Raw genomic sequence first — 18,786 nt, 5'->3', positions numbered from 1 at the left:
AACGCCGTACTAATAAATTAATACGGCGTTTCTAATTAAAGCATTTGCTTAGCGCAAATTATTAAGCTTCTGCAACTACAGATAGTTTAACGATTGCTTTAACTTCAGTGTGAACTTGAACTTCAACTTCGAATTCACCAGTAGTGCGGATAGCACCTAGTGGAAGACGAACTTCGCTCTTAGCTAGTTCAACACCAGCAGCTGTAACTGCATCAGCGATATCACGGTTACCAATTGAACCGAATAGCTTGCCTTCGTCACCAGCTTTAGAAGCGATAACAACAGACTCAAGTGCAGAGATTTTCTCAGCGCGTTGAGTAGCAGCAGCTAGGTCAGCAGCTAACTTAGCTTCTAGATCAGCACGACGTGCTTCAAAAACTTCAGTGTTAGCAGCGTTAGCAACAACAGCTTTACCTTGTGGTAAAAGGTAGTTACGAGCGTAACCAGCTTTTACAGAAACTTGGTCACCCAAGTTGCCTAGGTTAGCGATTTTATCAAGTAAAATAACGTTCATTATATATTCCTCTGAATTAATGCAGTATTACTGATGTAAATCAGTGTACGGCAGTAGAGAAAGATAACGAGCACGCTTGATAGCGCGAGCTAGTTGACGTTGATATTTAGCATTTGTACCAGTGATACGACTAGGAACAATTTTACCACTTTCAGTGATGTAGTTCTTCAAAGTAACGATATCTTTGTAATCGATCTCGGTAACGCCTTCTGCAGTGAAACGGCAGAACTTGCGACGACGGAAATAACGTGCCATGTGACAGTCTCCTAAGTTTTCAATTCGACATTTTCAGCGTGTAAAACTAAGCGATTTTGGCCATTTCTGCTCTGTTGCAGATTAATGAAGCCTTCAACTTGTATTTCCACGCCAGCTTTCAGATCTTTTGCAACACTATTAAAGTGTCCACCACTTAATACAACTTGGATTTGGCAATAAACGTTGCGTAACATTCCTGCTTCGTAACGCTGCGATTTGTGTTCCAACATAACTACCGTATGGGCAATACCTGCTGGACTATCAAACTGCCTAGAACGCGTAATGGTTCCTGCTAATACCAGATTGTTTGTGGTCACAAAAAAGCTTACTCAGCAGTGTTTTCAGCGCTTTCTTCAACTTCTTCAGCAGCTTCTGCACGTGGTGCACGCTCTTCAGATGAACGACGTGTGTCGCGCTCGTCTTTAGCTTTAGCCATTGGAGATGCTTCAGTGATGGCAGCTTTAGTACGCATAACCATGCTACGCAAAACAGCGTCGTTGAAACGGAAAGCTGTTTCAAGTTCTTCAACCGCTTCTGCAGTAGTCTCTACGTTCAAAAGAACATAGTGAGCTTTATGCAATTCGATGATTGGGTAAGCCAATTGACGACGGCCCCAGTCTTCTAAACGGTGGATTTGACCGCCAGCTTGGGTAAGAATACCCGTGTAACGTTCGATCATACCTGGCACTTGTTCACTCTGATCAGGGTGAACTAAAAATACGATTTCATAATGACGCATTTTTTGCTCCTTACGGTTATCTAGCCTCGTTGTTGGCTCAGTCAGACCTAATAGAGGCAAGGAACTAATTAAAGTGACTGAATTAAGCCGCGGAATATTACATAAACTCAAGCGATAATTCAAGCACTAACTTAACCTGATTGTTATTGCTCTTTTATCTGCCTTTACGCCTCGCTCAATGAGCAAGATTCACAAAGGCATTTTCCAGCTACAGGGCAATGTTATCAGTGCAACAGCTAAAGTAATCTAGTTTGCGTAGCAGCTGATTCTAGGTATTATGTTGCTCAGTAATAACTGACGCATCCTCTATTAGAAACAACACCAAGAATAAGAATAATGCTAAAGAAACTCACTGTTGTATTTGCGCTAACGTGTCCACAGGTAGCCTTCGCACTTGTGCCGCCGGACTACCAAGAGCCTCCTAGTGATCTAACCGCAGAAATCGAAGCGGGCTTTCAGCTCAATACTGGTAACACCGAATCAAGTAGCTTTAACGGCAGAACTAAGTTGGTTTACGATACAGAGCAAACCAAACAGGAAGGCACAATTAAAGCTTACTTTGCTGCGGATAATGAAAAAACCACCGCAGAAAAGTATGATCTGCAATTACAGTCCAGTTATAAGATCAATGGTGGTTACTTTTTTGGTCGAGGCGATTTTACTTGGGATCAATTTGGTAGTTATACCCGCATATCTACGGTTTCAGGCGGTTATGGTTTCGATGCCATTAGCTCCTCTAAAACTAACCTCAGTTTAGAAATCGGCCCCGGTTATCGATATAACCTGCCGATAGCGACTGACGACATGCCGATCCCTGAAGCCAATAAAGATGTGATTTTGCGTACAGCAGCCAAATTCGAGATGAAGCTGCAAGAATACACCAGCCTCAACGCAGACCTAACTGCTGAAACAGGCGAGGATAATAATACCTTGACCTTAGATATGAGTTATAAAAACACCTTATTCCAAGATTGGGCATTTAAGATCGGTGTTAACGTCAAGTACACAGAAGTGGTACCTGAGGGCTCAAAGCAAACTGATACCATCACCACCTTTAATTTGCTGTATACCTTCCAATAAAAAAAGCCTGCATTAATTGCAGGCTTCTTAGTTATCGCTTTGCAGAGCAAGCTTATCATCTAGCTCTTATTCAGCAAGCCGCTCTTCATTGACTCTGCTATTTCAACTGCTGCATCAGATAGGCGTAAACCATAGAACTTAACTCGGCGACTTGGTTGTTATCTGCAGCGCCAGCGTGTCCACCTTCCATATTCTCATAATATAAAACATCAATGCCCATACCTTCCATTTTTGCGACCATCTTACGCGCATGAGCTGGATGCACACGATCATCTCGGGTTGAAGTAGTAAAGAATACTTTTGGATATTCAGTATTAGCTTTTAGATTATGGTAAGGCGAGAAGGTCTTAATGTATTGCCACTGTGCAGGAATATCTGGATCGCCATATTCCCCCATCCAACTGGCACCCGCTAATAACTTGCTGTAACGCCTCATATCAAGCAAAGGCACTTGGCAAACAACCGCATTGTAAAGTTCTGGTCGACGAGTAAATGCAGCGCCCATTAATAGACCGCCATTACTGCCACCTTGGATCCCTAAATGTTCGCTTGACGTGATCTTCTTAGCAATTAAATCTTCAGCGATGGCTTCAAAATCCTCATAAGCTTTATGGCGATTTTGCTTTAATGCTGCTTGATGCCAAGCAGGGCCATATTCGCCACCACCGCGGATATTAGCCAAAACATATACGCCACCTTGCTCTAACCAGTTTTTACCTATGGTTGCTGAGTAATAAGGACGCAACGACACCTCAAAACCACCATAACCGTAAAGCAAAGTAGGGTTACTGCCATCAAGCTTAAGATCTTTTGCCATCACCACAAAGTAAGGTACTTTAGTACCATCCTTAGAGGTGGCAAAGTACTGCTTAGTTTCAAACTTATCCGCGGCAAATTGCTGCTTCATGCCCTTCACTTTTTCAGCTTTCATGGTCACAGCGTTAAAGCTATACAAGCTAGATGGTTCAAGAAAACTAGTGAAATTGACAAAGAACTCATCACTATCACGTTCAATATCAAACACACTGATAGTGCCATTTGGGTCAAACGGTGCATGCATGCTTTTCCATTGACCATCTTTTGCTTGAGTGTAACGCACCAGTTTGCCTTTAACGTTATCTAACCAAGTCACGAAAATAGCACTTTTGGTAAAACTCACTTGTGAAATCGAGGCTGTAGCAGATGGTTCAACTAACGTGGTAAAGGTTGGCTTTTGCGCTATCAATTGCTCAATAGGCGTATAGATGATTGAGCCTTGCTTATACTGTTTACCATTCTGCTCTAAGTCGCTTTTTAACTCGACATAGAGTTGGCCGTTAAAGTAGCCTTTTAACTCAGCATCTTTTGGCAAAGGTAACTGTATCAGTTTGCCATCACGATATACGTAATGATCCGCGGTATAAAACGTTAATGACTCAGTAACGATTTCAAGCGAGTTATCTCCATCAAAAAGCACATAGCCTGATACTGCAACTGAGCTTTGCTCACCAGTAAACACTGTTTTAGCACTTGATAACGGCGTACCACGTTGCCACTGCTTTACAATTTTAGGGTAGCCAGAGTCTGTCATGCTATTGTCACCAAAATCGGTGCCAACAAACACATTATCCTTATCAATCCAGCTTAAATTTGATTTTGCTTCAGGTAAGAAAAAAGGTTGGCTTTGTTGTTCAACAAAGGTCAGTGAATCTAAATCAAACTCGCGAGTTTCGGTAGCATCAGCGCCACCACGAGAAAGTGATACAAAGCAGCGGTCATTTTCAGGATTTCGGCAGTTAAAGCCTTTATACACCCAGTTTACACCTTCGTCTTTACCCAATTTATCAATATCAAGTACGGTTTCCCACTTAGGAGACGCCTTCTTATACTCTTCCATCGTTGTGCGGCGATAGATCCCGCGAACATGGTTTTCATCTTTCCAGAAGTTATACAGGTAATCACCAATACGGCTAGCGTAGGGAATGCGCTCTTTATCATTGAGAATCGCTAAACTATTACTGACTAAACTATCGAAACCTTCATAAGCTTTGATCTCTTTAGCTGAAATAGCATTTTGCTGCTTCACCCATTCCATTGGCTTTGCCCCTTCGACATCTTCTAGCCAAAGGTACTTATCTTCTTCGGCGTAAACTGGCGCCGCTGTCATGGCCCCAAGCACGCACAATGATAAAAGTTGATTACGCATGTAAACATCCTGTTATTAGAATTTGTGAGCCTAAATTACTGCATTTTGCGAAAAAGTTGAACAAGAGACAGCAGCTAACGACTTTAATGGTGTAACAAAGCGTTTCCTTAAGGAGTGACTTTAAACCTATCAGTATAAAAACCAGTTACAAAAATGCCGATAAGGAAACCCTATCGGCATGATTTATAACTTGGCGTTAAATCTAGTGTAGTTGTGACACCAATTACTATTAAGCTAGACGTTGACGCACAGCTTCAAACAAACAAATACCCGTTGCTACAGAAACGTTTAAGCTTGAAACGCTACCAGCCATTGGGATCGATACTAAGGTATCGCAGCTTTCACGTGACAAGCGACGCAGACCTTTACCTTCAGCGCCCATAGCAATAGCTAATGGACCCGTTAGGCTAGCCTGGTAAAGCTCACAGTCGGCTTCACCTGCTGCGCCAATAATCCACACGCCTTTCTCTTGCAGACTACGCATGGTGCGCGCAAGGTTAGTCACTTGATATAGCGGTACTACTTCGGCAGCACCACAAGCCACTTTACTTACTACTGGCGTTAAACCAACAGAGTTGTCTTTTGGCACGATAACCCCGTGGACACCTGCTGCGTCAGCATTACGTAGGCATGCGCCTAAGTTATGCGGGTCAGTCACGCCATCAAGAATAAGCAAGAATGGTACTTCAGTCTTTTCAAGCATTGCAGCTAAATCATTATCGCTAAGAATTTTAGCAGGCTTCACTTTAGCAACCACACCTTGGTGCTGACCGCCGTCTGACTTTTCATCCAATGCTTTACGAGAAGCATACTGTACCGACACGCCCCACTCGGCTGCAATCTCAAGGATTGGGGTTAGTCTTGCGTCATCACGGCCTTGTAGCACCCACATCTCAATTACACGTTCAGGGCTGTTTTTAAGTACCGCTTCAACAGCATGTAATCCGAAGGTCATATCTTGCTTTTTCATCTATTTCTTACTCGCTTTACGCTTGGCTGACTTAGCTTTACTTGCTGAAGATTTTTTTGCCGAAGCTTTTGTCTTAGTCTTTTTACCAGCAGCCTTGCTGCCACTCTTAAATTTTCCGCCACTTGGCTTAGCACCTGAGCGACTATTGCTACGCGGTTTACGCTTGCCTGATTTCGATTCAGACTCAGCTTCTGCTTCAGCGCCCTTACCACGTGATGAGTCTCGGCGGTTGCCAAGCTTGGCACCTTCGCGATTAACGCGTTCACGAGCGGTTAACGGCTTAGTAGGCCTGCGACGGCGTCCACCTGCAGAGTCACCTTCCATCATCAAATCAATTTGACGATCATCAAGGTTAACCCCGGCGACTTTAACCGTGACAGTGTCACCAATTTGATAAACCTGACCTGAAGCTTCACCCACTAAACGCTGACGCATATTGTCATACTGATAGTAATCACTGCCTAGGCTTGAGATATGCACTAGACCGTCGATAAACAGGTCGTTTAAGCGTACGAACATACCAAAATGAGTCACCGAGGCGATTACCGCTTCAAAGGTGTCACCCACATGATCTTGCATAAACTCACATTTAAGCCAGTCACTCACATCACGAGTGGCTTCATCTGCACGTCGCTCAGTGGTTGAACACTCTTCACCTAATAGATCTAGCTCTTCAATCTGATAATGGAAGCCACCATCTGCGGTCCATTTATCGGTTATTGCGGCGTTTTCTTGCTTAGCAAGCAAGTAACGAATAACCCGGTGTAAGATCAGATCTGGATAACGACGAATTGGCGACGTAAAGTGTGAATACTCTTCTAATGCCAAACCAAAGTGGCCTTCATTATCAGGTGTGTAAGTTGCTTGGCGCATAGAGCGTAGTAACATCACCTGAATAAGTTCAGCATCAGGTCTATCTGCAATTTGCTCCATTACCGCTTGGTAATCTTTCGGCTCAGGATCTAATCCACCTTCTAGCGTTAAGCCACGCTCTTTAAGGAAATCCTTAAAGTTAGTCAGCTTTTGCTCCGATGGCGCCTCATGCACTCGGTATAACACTTCACCCTTGTGCTTTTTAACAAACTTGGCTGACGCAACGTTAGCTAAAATCATGCATTCTTCAATGATCTTATGCGCTTGGTTACGATGGCGCGGAACGATCTTATCAATTTTCCGCTGCTCATTGAAAACAAACTGAGTTTCAGCAGTTTCAAATGCAATTGCACCACGCTCTGCACGAGTTTGCTCTAGCGTCAGGTATAGTGACTGTAGCGTCTCTAGATGAGGGTAAATAGGCTTGAGCTCTTCGCTCACTTCACCACCTTCTAGCATGTCAGCCACTTGGGTATAAGTCAGGCGTGCATGTGAATGCATCACCGCAGGGTAGAACTTATAACCCGATAACTTGCCTGCTGCCGAAATAGTCATCTCAGCTACCATACATAGGCGATCAACCTTAGGCATTAACGAGCACAGACCATTAGAGATCTTCTCTGGCAGCATAGGGATCACTTGCGATGGGAAGTACACCGAGTTACCTCGTGCACGCGCTTCTTTATCGAGTGCAGATTCAGTGCGAACGTAATGGCTCACATCGGCAATCGCCACCCATAGACGCCAGCCGCCGGATTTTTTCTTTTCTGCGTATACGGCATCATCGAAGTCACGCGCATCTTCACCATCAATTGTCACTAATGGCAAATTGCGTAAATCAACGCGACCTTCTTTGTCAGCTTCGGTAACTTCATCAGGGATCTTGCGTAGCTTTTTCTCAATTAAGCCAGACCATGTATGTGGCAAATCGTAATTGCGCAGTGCAATTTCAATCTCCATGCCAGGCGCCATCTCTTTGCCAAGCACTTCAGTCACTTTACCAGCAGCCTTTACGTAGCGGCCTGGGCGACGAGTTAGCTCAATTACCACGATGTCGCCTTGGCGAGCACCTTTACGGTCTTCTTCAGGAACTAAGATTTCTTGGGTGATGCGACGGTCATCTGCAATCACAAAGCCCATGCCGGCATCTAGGTGAAAGCGGCCAACTAAAGCAGCACTGCGTTCTTCAATCAGGCGTACAATACGCGCTTCACGGCGGCCTTTACGGTCTACACCGGCTTTTTGCGCTAACACCTTGTCACCGTGAAAATACATCAGCATGTCACGATTATTGATATAAAGGTCGTCGCCGCCTTCTTCTAATTTCAGAAAGCCAAAACCGTCACGGTGGCCAATAACGGTACCGGTCAGTAAATCCATTCTCTCAGGCAATCCGTACGACTGGCCACGAGTAAAGACTAGTTCACCATCTCGCTCCATTGCGCGCAGGCGACGGCGAATAGCTTCTAGCTGCTCCTCGCCTTCGATTTTCAGGGCTTTAGCAATGTGTTCACGGGTTAACGGGGACTTTTGTGAGCGCAAGTAATCTAAAATATACTCACGACTAGGAATTGGGTTTTCGTACTTTTCTTGCTCACGCTTAATATGCGGATCTTGTATCATTCATTTTCCAAATTATTGGCATAACCTCTTTAGGTTATGTTTATTGTGGCGTTCTTAGGTGCTCTTTCTTTGCCCTAGCAACTGCGCTGGGCGGCATCTTTGCCTCTAACACCTTTAACAAGTTAATTGCTTCGGCTTGCGTTGCTTCATCACTAAACACTTCGTTGTATAGCCAATGAAAACCCACTTCGTAATCTCGAGGACTACCATAGCCCTCACCAAATAACCGAACCAACATCATGCGCGCAGGTAAATCACCTGTCGCTGCAGCAGGCAATGTGTATTGCACTGCGCGTTGTTTATCTTCGATGACAAATTTACCATCGTGATAATACTCAGCCATTCTAACCATGGCTTCAGCACTCCCCTGCTCTGCAGAGGTTTTTAGCATGGCGATACCGCGCGGCGGATTGGCCTTAACGCAGATCCCATAATTGAGCATTTCAGCCCAAAGATACTGATACAAAGGCTGTTGTAGCACCTCAGCCCTTGCTTCAATATCCTCGACAATTTGACAATCGTCGCCTTGCACTTGAGTTAAATAGCGTTTACTGCGAATTAATTCAACCAACTGCTCCTGAGTATAGACATCAACAGCTTTAGGCATAGCAAAACTTGGTAGAGATAATATCGAAAGAATAGTAATCAATACATAACGCAGCATAAGGGTTCTCAATGACAAATAGGTTAAGCTTATATTTGGGTAACAAGCCACCAATCATGAAGGTAACTTGAATATACTCTATTTTAAGTCATCGGCAGTATAACGCATTTCTTGAGCACTGTGCTCTTAGATAAGCAAGCCAATAAAAAGGCCGCTAATTGCGGCCTCTTATATATTAACTAAACGGATTCACTAGAATCATGGTCTCGTTTCTATCCGGACCCGTTGAGATAATATCAATTGGAGTTTCTAGTAACTCTTCTAAGCGCTTAATGTAGTTCAATGCCGCTTGTGGCAATTGATCAACAGAAGTTGCGCCGAAAGTAGACTCGCTCCAACCAGGCATAGTTTCAAGAACAGGAGTAACCTGCTCATAGCCTTCAGCTGCTAGTGGTGTTGTAGTTGCAACAGTTCCATCTGGGTACTGGTAACCAACACAAATTTTAACTTCTTCTAGGCCGTCTAAAACGTCTAGCTTAGTTAAACAGAAACCGCTAACGCTGTTGATTTGCACTGCGCGCTTCATCGCAACAATGTCTAACCAACCTGGACGACGCTTACGACCAGTAGTCGCACCGAACTCGTGACCCTTAGTACCTAAGTAATCACCGATTTCGTTTTTCAATTCCGTTGGGAATGGACCCGCACCAACACGTGTGGTGTAAGCCTTCATGATACCCAAAACGTAATCTAGGTGACGTGGACCAAATCCAGAACCTGTAGCAACACCACCGGCAGTAGTATTAGAAGAGGTTACGAACGGATAAGTACCATGGTCAATATCTAGTAACGTGCCTTGAGCACCTTCAAATAGAATTGGTTCGCCAGCTTTGCGTGCCTGATCAAGAAGTTCAGAAACGTCTGTGCACATACTCTTTAAGTAGTCAGCGATTGCTAGAGCATCTTTCAATGTCTCTTCGTAATCAACAGCATCACACTTGTAGTATTCAGTCAGCATGAAGTTATGGTAAGCCATTACTTCTTTCAGTTTAGTAGCAAACAATTCTGCATCAAACAGATCGCCTACACGTAAACCACGACGAGAAACTTTGTCTTCGTATGCTGGACCAATACCACGACCCGTTGTGCCAATAGCATTGTTACCGCGCGCTTTTTCGCGAGCAATATCAAGAGCACAATGGAATGGTAGAATTAGAGGACATGCTTCAGAAATTAATAAACGTTCCTCTACAGGTACGCCACGCTCTTTAAGCATGTTAATTTCTGCCATCAGTGCGTCTGGTGCTAGCACCACGCCGTTACCAATAATGCACTTAACATTATCGCGTAAGATCCCTGACGGAATAAGATGAAGAACGGTTTTGTCGCCATCGATTACTAGAGTATGACCAGCATTGTGGCCACCTTGGTAACGAACGACATATTTAGCCTGTTCGGTAAGAAGATCAACTATCTTACCCTTTCCTTCGTCACCCCATTGGGTGCCGAGAACTACAACGTTTTTGCCCATTATTTGCTGCACGGTAGTGGTTAAAACGGGATTTTAGCAGATCTATGGGGGCGGTAGGCAAGTCATTTATGAAAAAATAATCAACAATATCCCGCCAACAAAGACCAAACAAGCACCTATATACCTCAGAACCTGCTGATTTTGATTGGAAATTTCCTTCAGATAAGCTCGCCAACGATTTGGAAACAAAAGTGGTCCAATTCCTTCAATAATTAACACTAATCCTAACGTCAGCATGATTAACTCAAAAGACATAACATTGTGTTCCTTAGCGTGAACAATATAGCGAATAAAACCTAGATTTGCGCATAGCACGACGTAAATATGCTCAATCAAATTTTTAGATTTTTTAGCGCAAAACTCACCTTTGGCGGCTCAAATTGATGCGCTTACCAAAATAACCAAACTCAAACCAGGAATCAGACATCAAAACCAAGCAGTAAAACTAAGCTGTAAAACCAAGATTCGTGACCAAATAGCAAACCATAATCAAGGCCCATCTTGTGTAGATAAATCGTAGAACTAGGTTAATTCAGGCCTTTTAAACTAAGCTGTGCACAGTTTAAATGCTCTGCCACTAGGTAAACTTTCTAGGTTATTACAAGGCTTGCCTGTCGATGGGAACAAGTAGGATTAGCTATGGGCTATGGGCTATGGGCTAACAGTAAATAGATATATGAGCTGTGTGAGCTTGCATAAATTCAGTTTCCGACAGCAAGCATAAGTGTCAGGAGTCTAAAATATGCTGAATTTTAGGCAAGAAAAAACCCAGCATATAGCTGGGTTTTTTGAACTCTGAAAGCGAAATATTAACGCTTAGAGAATTGTGGCTTACGACGTGCTTTACGTAGACCAACTTTCTTACGCTCAACTTTACGAGCATCACGGGTAACGAAACCAGCAGCACGTAGAGAAGGACGTAGAGACTCGTCAAGTTCCATCAACGCACGGGTAATACCGTGACGGATTGCACCTGCTTGGCCAGTGTTACCACCACCCTTTACAGTTACCATGATGTCTAACTTCTCAGTCATTTCAACTAGCTCTAGTGGCTGACGAACAACCATACGAGAAGTTTCACGACCGAAGTATTCGTCTAGAGGTAGCTTGTTAACGATGATGTTACCAGTACCTACTTTAGCGAATACGCGAGCAGTAGATGTTTTGCGACGGCCAGTGCCGTAGTATTGAGTTGCAGCCATTGCTATAATCCCGTTTAGATATCAAGTACTTGAGGTTGTTGTGCAGCGTGGTTATGCTCTGAACCAGCGTAAACTTTAAGCTTACGGAACATGGCACGGCCCAATGGACCTTTAGGTAGCATACCCTTAACAGCCTTTTCGATGATCATTTCAGGCTTATGAGCTTGTAGCTTCTCAAAACTGATCTGCTTAATGCCACCGATGAAACCTGAATGTGAGTAGTAAACTTTGCCTTGCGCTTTGTTACCAGTCACAGCAACTTTATCAGCGTTAATAACGATGATGTAGTCACCAGTATCTACATGAGGCGTATACTCTGGCTTGTGCTTACCACGTAGACGTGTAGCGATTTCAGTAGAGATACGACCCAAAGTTTTACCTTCGGCGTCAACGACGAACCAATCACGAGTGACTGTTTCTGGTGTAGCAGTAAAAGTAGTCTTCATTTACAAAAACCCAATGTTAAAATTCTGTCTCACATGCTTAAGCCACTATTGGCAAAAACACAAAAAGTGCCATTCCCCGCCCCTTCGAGCAAAGAATAAGCTTTACAACTTCCACCTAATTGGTGGATAACGAGGGCAGGTTGCGGATTATAGACAAAGCTGAGTTAAAAATCACCTAATATTTTAGTTTAATTCTTATCAGTTTTAATTTATTCCGCCTGTTTATGCGCGCTCATTTCAAAAAATACTAAGCAAACAGGCCAAAGATCCTTCTAATAAAGAGCTTTGCCTTTGCTGCATAAAATTTTGGCCGCGAACAATAAGCGATCCTGCAGCAGTTTTCTATTATTTTTAAACAGAAATCTACGGGATATGCTCTAAAGCCAAATAATCATGAGATTGCATCTCAGTTAATCTTGAACGACAGCGTCTAAATTCAAAGCTTAATAAGCCTTCAGTGTATATATCTTCTAGGCTAACTGCCGATGAGATTATCAGCTTCACATTTCGCTCATAAAATTCATCAACCATAGCCAGAAAACGCCTTGCTATATCATCACCAGTTAATTGCTCACCCATTTGCTCTACGTTGCTCAATAACACGGTGTGATACAACCGAGCGACCTCCATATAATCTCGCTGACTCCGAGGGCCATCGCATAAGGCTCTAAAGTCAATCATCAACACACCTTGAGCCTGCTGGCGAATTTCTATCACTCTGCCGTCAATCTCTAACCCTTTGGTTGAAATTTCAGACTCTGGTGCTAGCTTCGTAAAATACTCTTTAAGGTTTTGCTCTGCTTGTTGATCCAGTGGTGAATGGTAAATCTCAGCCTGCTCAAGGGTTCGTAGGCGGTAATCGATGCCCGAGTCGACATTGACTACGTCGCAGTGTTTATTAATCGCTGCGATTGCAGGTAAAAAGCGTGCGCGTTGTAAACCGTTACGATATAGCTCGTCGGGGATAATGTTAGAAGTCGCAACTAATGCTACGCCTTCTGCAAATAACGACTCAAACAAAGTGCCAAGCAGCATGGCGTCAGTAATGTCAGATACAAAGAACTCATCAAAGCAGATCACTTGATATTGAGACGCCATTTTTTTAGCAATACTAATCAATGGGTCCTGCTGACCTTGTAATTCAGCTAAGTCGATATGCAGCTGATGCATAAATCGGTGAAAGTGCGCTCGCAACTTTTTATCACCCGGTAATGCATCATAAAAAGTGTCCATAAGGTAAGTCTTGCCTCGCCCTACGCCCCCCCACAAATATAAACCTTGAACCGTAGGTTTATGCTTTTTACTAAAAAATGAAAATAGCCCACCACTCTTGGCTGCCTGAGAATTTAAAACAAGTAACTCATCATAGACTCGTTGCAACTGTTTTACGGCGTGCTCTTGCGCCGCATCATGTGAAAAATCATCTCGAGTTAAGTCTTGCTGATAATGCTGCCATGGAGTTAATTGCGACACGTAAATACTTCTCTATTTGTAGGGTTCATCCAAATCAGCTATATCAATAGCTGTCTGATATCTTATTTTTAAGCTTGCAAATACTATCATGCCAGAAAGCAGCAATGCACCCTCGCTACGAGCTGCAACCCCTACAGGCAATAATTAACCCTGCAGTATTCAGCGATCTCTAACTGATAAGCCCTGCTATACGAACAAGCTTAGTTTTTGGATGACTCTATTTACTGCTAAGCACCATAGCAATAACCAGCTATAGATACTAACTACGCATCCGAACCATGCAAATCCCACCAATATAAGTGCTTTGACGAGGTATTTTGAATTAAACAGTACCGCGGCATAAATCTGCGATGTATATTTGGGTCAATCAACATATAAGTATTATTAGGAGTCTATATGGAGTGGGCATTAACCCTTGCCGCATTCGTGATTGGTGGCGTATTTGGCTATGTAAGCCATACTTTGTTGGCAAAAAACAATCACCATAAGAGCAACAATGAACAATTAGAGCAAACTCAACTAGAGTTGAGTCAATATAAGCAAGAAGTGTCAGATCATTTTGATGATCACTACAAGCAGCTTGCAGAGTTATCAGCTCAGCTTAGCAAGGTTAATCAGCAGTGGAATGACGCGGCGCCTCTTTTTACCTCGCCAATTACTGATAAAAAGCTGCCGGAGCTAACAACTAAGTCACTTGAATCCACAGACAAAGCAGCGTTAATAAAAGCACCAGCGGTAAAAGAAGATAACGTTAAAGAGCAATCACCTGAGGCTGCGTAACCCCTAGGGATAAATTAACCTTTGTTAATAATTGATGAACTTTTTGATACTCACTTGAGTCCGAATCAATAATGAATGAGAGCGCTTGTAAACATATGAGTGCCTAGCGCAGCACTCATTATAAGCGCCGTTCAATTTAGTTTTGAGAAATTGGAGCAATATAAATGAAGACAAAATTATCCATACTTTCAGCAGCCTTATTAAGTGCCACTTTGACTTTGGCACCTGCAGTATCACAAGCAGCCATTCCTTTAGCCGTTGGCGGGCAAGAGCTACCTAGCCTAGCGCCTATGCTACAAAAAACAACGCCAGCGGTTGTCGCTGTAGCGGTATCTGGCACTCATGTATCCAAGCAAAAAGTGCCAGATGCATTTAGATACTTCTTTGGTCCTAACGCTCCTCGAGAACAAGTTCAAGAGCGCCCATTTAAAGGGCTAGGTTCAGGCGTAATCATCGATGCCAAAGAAGGTTATATCGTCACCAACAACCATGTAATTGAAGGTGCCGATGAAATTCTTATTGGTTTACACGACGGCCGTGAAATTGAGGCAAAACTAATTGGTGCAGATGCGGAATCTGACATTGCCTTACTACAAATTAAAGCTAAAAATCTTACAGCGCTTAAACGAGCAGACTCTGATGAACTGCAAGTTGGTGACTTTGCAGTAGCCATAGGTAACCCGTTTGGCCTTGGACAAACCGTCACTTCAGGCATTGTTAGTGCTATGGGCCGCAGTGGTCTGGGCATTGAGATGCTAGAGAACTTTATTCAAACCGACGCTGCAATTAACAGCGGTAATTCAGGCGGAGCACTGGTAAACCTTAACGGTGAGCTAATCGGTATTAATACCGCCATCGTCGCTCCGGGCGGCGGTAACGTGGGGATTGGTTTCGCGATCCCTGCCAACATGGCTAACAACCTTGTGCAGCAAATTATTGAGCATGGCGAAGTGCGTCGCGGTGTACTTGGGGTAATGGGACAAGACCTTAATAGCGAACTTGCAAAAGGCTTTGGCATCGAAACCCAACATGGTGGCTTTATTAACGAAGTCATGCCCGATAGTGCTGCTGAAAAAGCAGGAATCAAAGTTGGCGATATTATCGTAAGCGTTAATGGTCGCAGTATTAAAAGCTTCCAAGAGTTACGCGCAAAAGTTGCCACCATGGGAGCCGGTTCTGAAGTCGAATTTGGCCTAATTCGTGATGGTGATAAAGAGACTGTTACCGCTATATTAGGTGAATCAACTCAAGCCGCCGAGGCTGCAGCAGGTGCTGTGCACCCAATGCTACAAGGCGCAAAACTTGAGACAAACGACTCTGGAGTTGAAATAACTGAGGTGGCACAGGGGTCTCCAGCAGCAATGAGTGGCCTAATAAAAGGCGATGTTATCGTTGGTGTCAACCGTACCAAGGTCAATAGCTTAAAAGCGCTAAAATCAGCACTCGAAGATCAAAAAGGCTCTGTCGCCCTTAAAATTAAACGTGACAACACAAGCTTGTATTTGATTTTGAGATAAACGCAACAAGGCGCTAATTGTTATGTGCCTACTATAAATAGCCGAGCCAATTTGCTCGGCTATTTATTCTGAAGCAACTTGCTTTAGAGCAACTAACCTGATGCATTAACTAGCGACTTTATTAACCCAAAGCCCGCTTTATTTGCTGTACTGAGTACAAGTTAATCCAAACATGTTAATATATTTCATCTTTTCAGCATTTACTCTCAGACCATGATCATTAAAGACGCTCTTATCTATGTCGGTAAAGCCATTTTGTTTGGCCTTATCATGGCTGCAGTTATTATCTTTATCTTGCCGCTTATCACAGGGCAGAGTCTAACAAACGGTATAACAAGCCGAGTATCGACCAGCAGTAGTGAACTGTCTTTTTCCAAAGCCGTGCGCCGCGCCGCGCCAGCTGTAGTTAATATTTATAGCTTGAGTATTGATCAATCGAAACCGTTAAATCCCGGCTCTTTGCAAGGGCTAGGCTCTGGCGTGATCATGAGTAAAGAAGGTTATATCCTAACTAACTACCACGTGATTAAGCGCGCAGATGAAATTGTTGTCGCGCTACAAGATGGTCGTAAATTCACCTCAGAGGTTGTCGGTTCAGATCCTGAAACAGACTTAGCAGTTCTAAAAGTTGAAGGTGACAATCTACCTGTTGTGCCATTGAACTTAAATATCCCTGCTCGAGTTGGTGATGTAGTCCTCGCAATCGGTAACCCATATAACCTTGGACAAACCATCACCCAAGGTATTATCAGCGCAACGGGTCGCAACGGTTTAAGCTCTGGCTATTTAGACTTTTTGCAAACCGATGCAGCGATTAATGCGGGTAATTCTGGCGGTGCACTGATTGATACTACAGGTCAGCTGATTGGCATCAATACCGCAGCGTTTCAAATTGGCGGCGAAGGTGGCGGTCACGGTATTAACTTTGCTATTCCAATTAAGCTAGCTCATAGCATTATGGGTAAGCTGATTAAAAATGGCCGAGTTATTCGTGGTGCCCTAGGTATTGGCGGTGAAGCTGTTGGCCCTGTAATGGCACAAATTTTAAATATTCCAGACTTAACGGGTGTAGTCATTACTGAAATCGACCCTAACGGCCCAGCAGCGCAAGCTAAACTGAGACCTCGTGATGTCATTACTGAATTTGAAGGCGAGCCAATCCCAGGCGTTGAAATGCTAATGGATAGAATTGCAGAAACCACACCTGGAACTAAGATAACAATGACGGTGATCCGTGAAGGCAAGTCTTACCAAGTGCCAGTTATCATAGGTGAAAAGCCAGTGCATTATAACTAGCTTGGTGTCCCACAATTTAATTAATCAAAAGCCTGCTAAATTGCAGGCTTTTTTGATCACTAAACCCATAAAGCTAAGTGTTAATTTAATTGATGTATTAATAAGATTACCGACGCTTGATTAGGCCAAACCAAAATGCCAACTCAAGTATGACCCCGGCAAATATCAACCCAGCCGCACCATTTGCCATTCCTGCTGAGTAACAGCCAATCGCAGCACCGAGTAATCCAGCTAAAAAACGCCCCTCATCCATAAAGTCATACAACTCTCCTTAGCTCATTTTTCATTAATATTACCAAAGAGCATATTGCATGATTATTAAACTTAATTAATAACTTAGTAGTAGACTGATTTCCTAATCAGCTTTTGAAATCAACAAAAAAGCCACTTAAGTTTTCACTTAAGTGGCTTTTAATTTTTAGCTGAAGCTGTTAATTAAGACTTAACACGAACTACTTGTCCGCCCAAACCTTTAAACTTGTCTTCAATGTGCTCGTAACCACGGTCTAAGTGGTAAATACGATCAACAGTGGTTGTGCCTTCGGCAACTAAACCTGCAATCACTAAGCTTGCTGATGCACGTAAATCAGTTGCCATTACCTGCGCACCATTAAGCTTTTCAATACCGTGAATAATACAAGTATTGCCTTCAAGCTCCATGGTCGCGCCCATACGGCTTAGCTCTGGTACATGCATAAAACGATTTTCGAAAATCGTTTCAGTGATCGTCGCAGTCCCCTCAGCTAGCGCATTTAACACGCAGAACTGTGCTTGCATGTCGGTTGGAAAACCTGGGTATGCTACAGTTTTGATATTAACAGCTTTAGGGCGTTTGCCCTGCATATCAAGCTCAATCCAATCATCACCCGTTGTGATGTTTGCACCCGCATCTTCCAGTTTCGCCAATACCGCTTCAAGCGATTTTGGATCAGCTTTAGTACAGCGGATCTTACCGCGAGTCACAGCGGCAGCAACTAAGAAGCTACCAGTCTCAATACGGTCTGGCATCACTTGGTAGTGACAACCTTGAAGCGATTCAACACCTTGAATGCGCACGGTATCAGTACCTGCACCTTCAATTTTTGCGCCCATTGCAATTAAGCAATTAGCAAGATCGACAACTTCAGGTTCACGTGCAGCATTCTCGATAATGGTTTCGCCATCAGCAAGTGCAGCCGCCATTAGCAAGTTTTCAGTTGCGCCAACGCTAATCATATCCATAAAGATATGGGCGCCTTTTAAGCGACCATCAACTCGGGCTTTGATGTAACCTTCTTTAACTTCGATCTTTGCGCCCATCTGCTCGAGCCCTTGCAAATGCAAGTTAACTGGACGAGCACCAATAGCACAGCCGCCAGGTAAAGACACATCAGCCTTACCGTAACGCGCTAACAAAGGACCTAAAATAAGGATAGATGCACGCATGGTTTTAACTAACTCATACGGTGCACAAAATTCATTTAGATTAGTTGTAGAAATACAGACTTGATCAGTACCTGAACGAGTTACTTCTGCGCCCAGACAACGCAGCAGTTCGCAACTAGTATTCACATCTCTTAAGTTTGGTACATTAGAAACGTTAAAATCAGTTTCAGCCAACACACCTGCCATCAAAATAGGCAAAGCAGCGTTTTTAGCACCTGAAATAACTACGTTTCCAGCAAGTGCACCACTTGCTTCAATTTTTAATTTATCCAC

19 protein-coding genes are annotated in these 18,786 nt (G+C 43.5%); 4 read left to right on the top strand and 15 right to left on the bottom strand.

What is annotated here, in order from left to right; all coding sequences use genetic code 11:
* Positions 1-61: 61 nt before the first annotated feature.
* From rplI to rpsF, 4 genes are read right to left on the bottom strand one after another with little or no spacing between them, the layout of a single operon-like run.
* Complete coding sequence (gene rplI / locus L2740_RS13085; protein ID WP_248950604.1) at positions 62-514, bottom strand: 50S ribosomal protein L9; 453 nt, start codon at positions 512-514, stop codon at positions 62-64.
* 27 nt (positions 515-541) lie between these two features.
* Positions 542-769, bottom strand: coding sequence for a 30S ribosomal protein S18 (rpsR, locus tag L2740_RS13080; protein ID WP_005497284.1), 228 nt, complete (start codon positions 767-769; stop codon positions 542-544).
* An 11-nt stretch (positions 770-780) separates the two neighbouring features.
* Positions 781-1,086, bottom strand: coding sequence for a primosomal replication protein N (gene priB, locus L2740_RS13075; RefSeq protein ID WP_248950603.1), 306 nt, complete (start codon positions 1,084-1,086; stop codon positions 781-783).
* Positions 1,087-1,094: 8 nt separating this feature from the next.
* Entirely contained in the window at positions 1,095-1,508 is a 414-nt protein-coding gene (rpsF, locus tag L2740_RS13070) for a 30S ribosomal protein S6 (protein WP_012278734.1), read from the bottom strand.
* A 336-nt stretch (positions 1,509-1,844) separates the two neighbouring features.
* On the opposite strand from rpsF, the gene L2740_RS13065 reads away from it, so the two are divergent.
* A complete protein-coding gene (locus tag L2740_RS13065; RefSeq protein ID WP_248950602.1) occupies positions 1,845-2,588 on the top strand; it encodes a DUF481 domain-containing protein in 744 nt (247 codons plus the stop codon).
* 97 nt (positions 2,589-2,685) lie between these two features.
* Here L2740_RS13065 and L2740_RS13060 read toward each other — a convergent pair whose 3' ends face one another.
* The 9 genes from L2740_RS13060 to zapE form a co-directional block, all read right to left on the bottom strand.
* Positions 2,686-4,773: a prolyl oligopeptidase family serine peptidase gene (locus L2740_RS13060; RefSeq protein ID WP_248950601.1), complete on the bottom strand. Its 2,088-nt coding sequence runs from the start codon at positions 4,771-4,773 to the stop codon at positions 2,686-2,688.
* Positions 4,774-5,002: 229 nt separating this feature from the next.
* A complete protein-coding gene (gene rlmB, locus L2740_RS13055; protein ID WP_248472046.1) occupies positions 5,003-5,743 on the bottom strand; it encodes a 23S rRNA (guanosine(2251)-2'-O)-methyltransferase RlmB in 741 nt (246 codons plus the stop codon).
* Positions 5,744-8,239, bottom strand: a complete 2,496-nt coding sequence (gene rnr / locus L2740_RS13050; protein ID WP_248950600.1) for a ribonuclease R — start codon at positions 8,237-8,239, stop codon at positions 5,744-5,746. It abuts the gene before it with no gap.
* Between the two features lie 40 nt (positions 8,240-8,279).
* A complete protein-coding gene (locus tag L2740_RS13045; RefSeq protein ID WP_248472044.1) occupies positions 8,280-8,903 on the bottom strand; it encodes a tetratricopeptide repeat protein in 624 nt (207 codons plus the stop codon).
* Between the two features lie 175 nt (positions 8,904-9,078).
* Positions 9,079-10,374: an adenylosuccinate synthase gene (locus tag L2740_RS13040; RefSeq protein ID WP_248472043.1), complete on the bottom strand. Its 1,296-nt coding sequence runs from the start codon at positions 10,372-10,374 to the stop codon at positions 9,079-9,081.
* A gap of 66 nt (positions 10,375-10,440) precedes the next feature.
* Positions 10,441-10,629: a DUF2065 domain-containing protein gene (locus L2740_RS13035; RefSeq protein WP_248950599.1), complete on the bottom strand. Its 189-nt coding sequence runs from the start codon at positions 10,627-10,629 to the stop codon at positions 10,441-10,443.
* A gap of 554 nt (positions 10,630-11,183) precedes the next feature.
* Entirely contained in the window at positions 11,184-11,576 is a 393-nt protein-coding gene (rpsI, locus tag L2740_RS13030) for a 30S ribosomal protein S9 (protein ID WP_012156791.1), read from the bottom strand.
* A gap of 14 nt (positions 11,577-11,590) precedes the next feature.
* Entirely contained in the window at positions 11,591-12,022 is a 432-nt protein-coding gene (gene rplM / locus L2740_RS13025) for a 50S ribosomal protein L13 (protein WP_248950598.1), read from the bottom strand.
* Positions 12,023-12,385: 363 nt separating this feature from the next.
* Positions 12,386-13,495: a cell division protein ZapE gene (gene zapE, locus L2740_RS13020; RefSeq protein ID WP_248950597.1), complete on the bottom strand. Its 1,110-nt coding sequence runs from the start codon at positions 13,493-13,495 to the stop codon at positions 12,386-12,388.
* A gap of 396 nt (positions 13,496-13,891) precedes the next feature.
* On the opposite strand from zapE, the gene L2740_RS13015 reads away from it, so the two are divergent.
* From L2740_RS13015 to degS, 3 genes are all read left to right on the top strand, one after another.
* Complete coding sequence (locus L2740_RS13015) at positions 13,892-14,275, top strand: ZapG family protein (protein WP_248950596.1); 384 nt, start codon at positions 13,892-13,894, stop codon at positions 14,273-14,275.
* 164 nt (positions 14,276-14,439) lie between these two features.
* Entirely contained in the window at positions 14,440-15,792 is a 1,353-nt protein-coding gene (locus L2740_RS13010) for a DegQ family serine endoprotease (protein WP_248472040.1), read from the top strand.
* A gap of 213 nt (positions 15,793-16,005) precedes the next feature.
* Entirely contained in the window at positions 16,006-17,088 is a 1,083-nt protein-coding gene (degS, locus tag L2740_RS13005) for an outer membrane-stress sensor serine endopeptidase DegS (protein ID WP_248950595.1), read from the top strand.
* Positions 17,089-17,194: 106 nt separating this feature from the next.
* On the opposite strand, the gene L2740_RS13000 is transcribed toward degS, so the two are convergent.
* Complete coding sequence (locus tag L2740_RS13000; protein ID WP_248950594.1) at positions 17,195-17,341, bottom strand: hypothetical protein; 147 nt, start codon at positions 17,339-17,341, stop codon at positions 17,195-17,197.
* Positions 17,342-17,523: 182 nt separating this feature from the next.
* Positions 17,524-18,786, bottom strand: coding sequence for a UDP-N-acetylglucosamine 1-carboxyvinyltransferase (murA, locus tag L2740_RS12995; protein WP_248472034.1), 1,263 nt, complete (start codon positions 18,784-18,786; stop codon positions 17,524-17,526).

It is taken from the genome of Shewanella pneumatophori (assembly GCF_023283895.1).
Classification (GTDB): Bacteria; Pseudomonadota; Gammaproteobacteria; order Enterobacterales; family Shewanellaceae; genus Shewanella; species Shewanella pneumatophori.
Note: the sequence above shows the minus strand (reverse complement) of the source record. Positions and strands in the feature narration are given on the sequence as shown.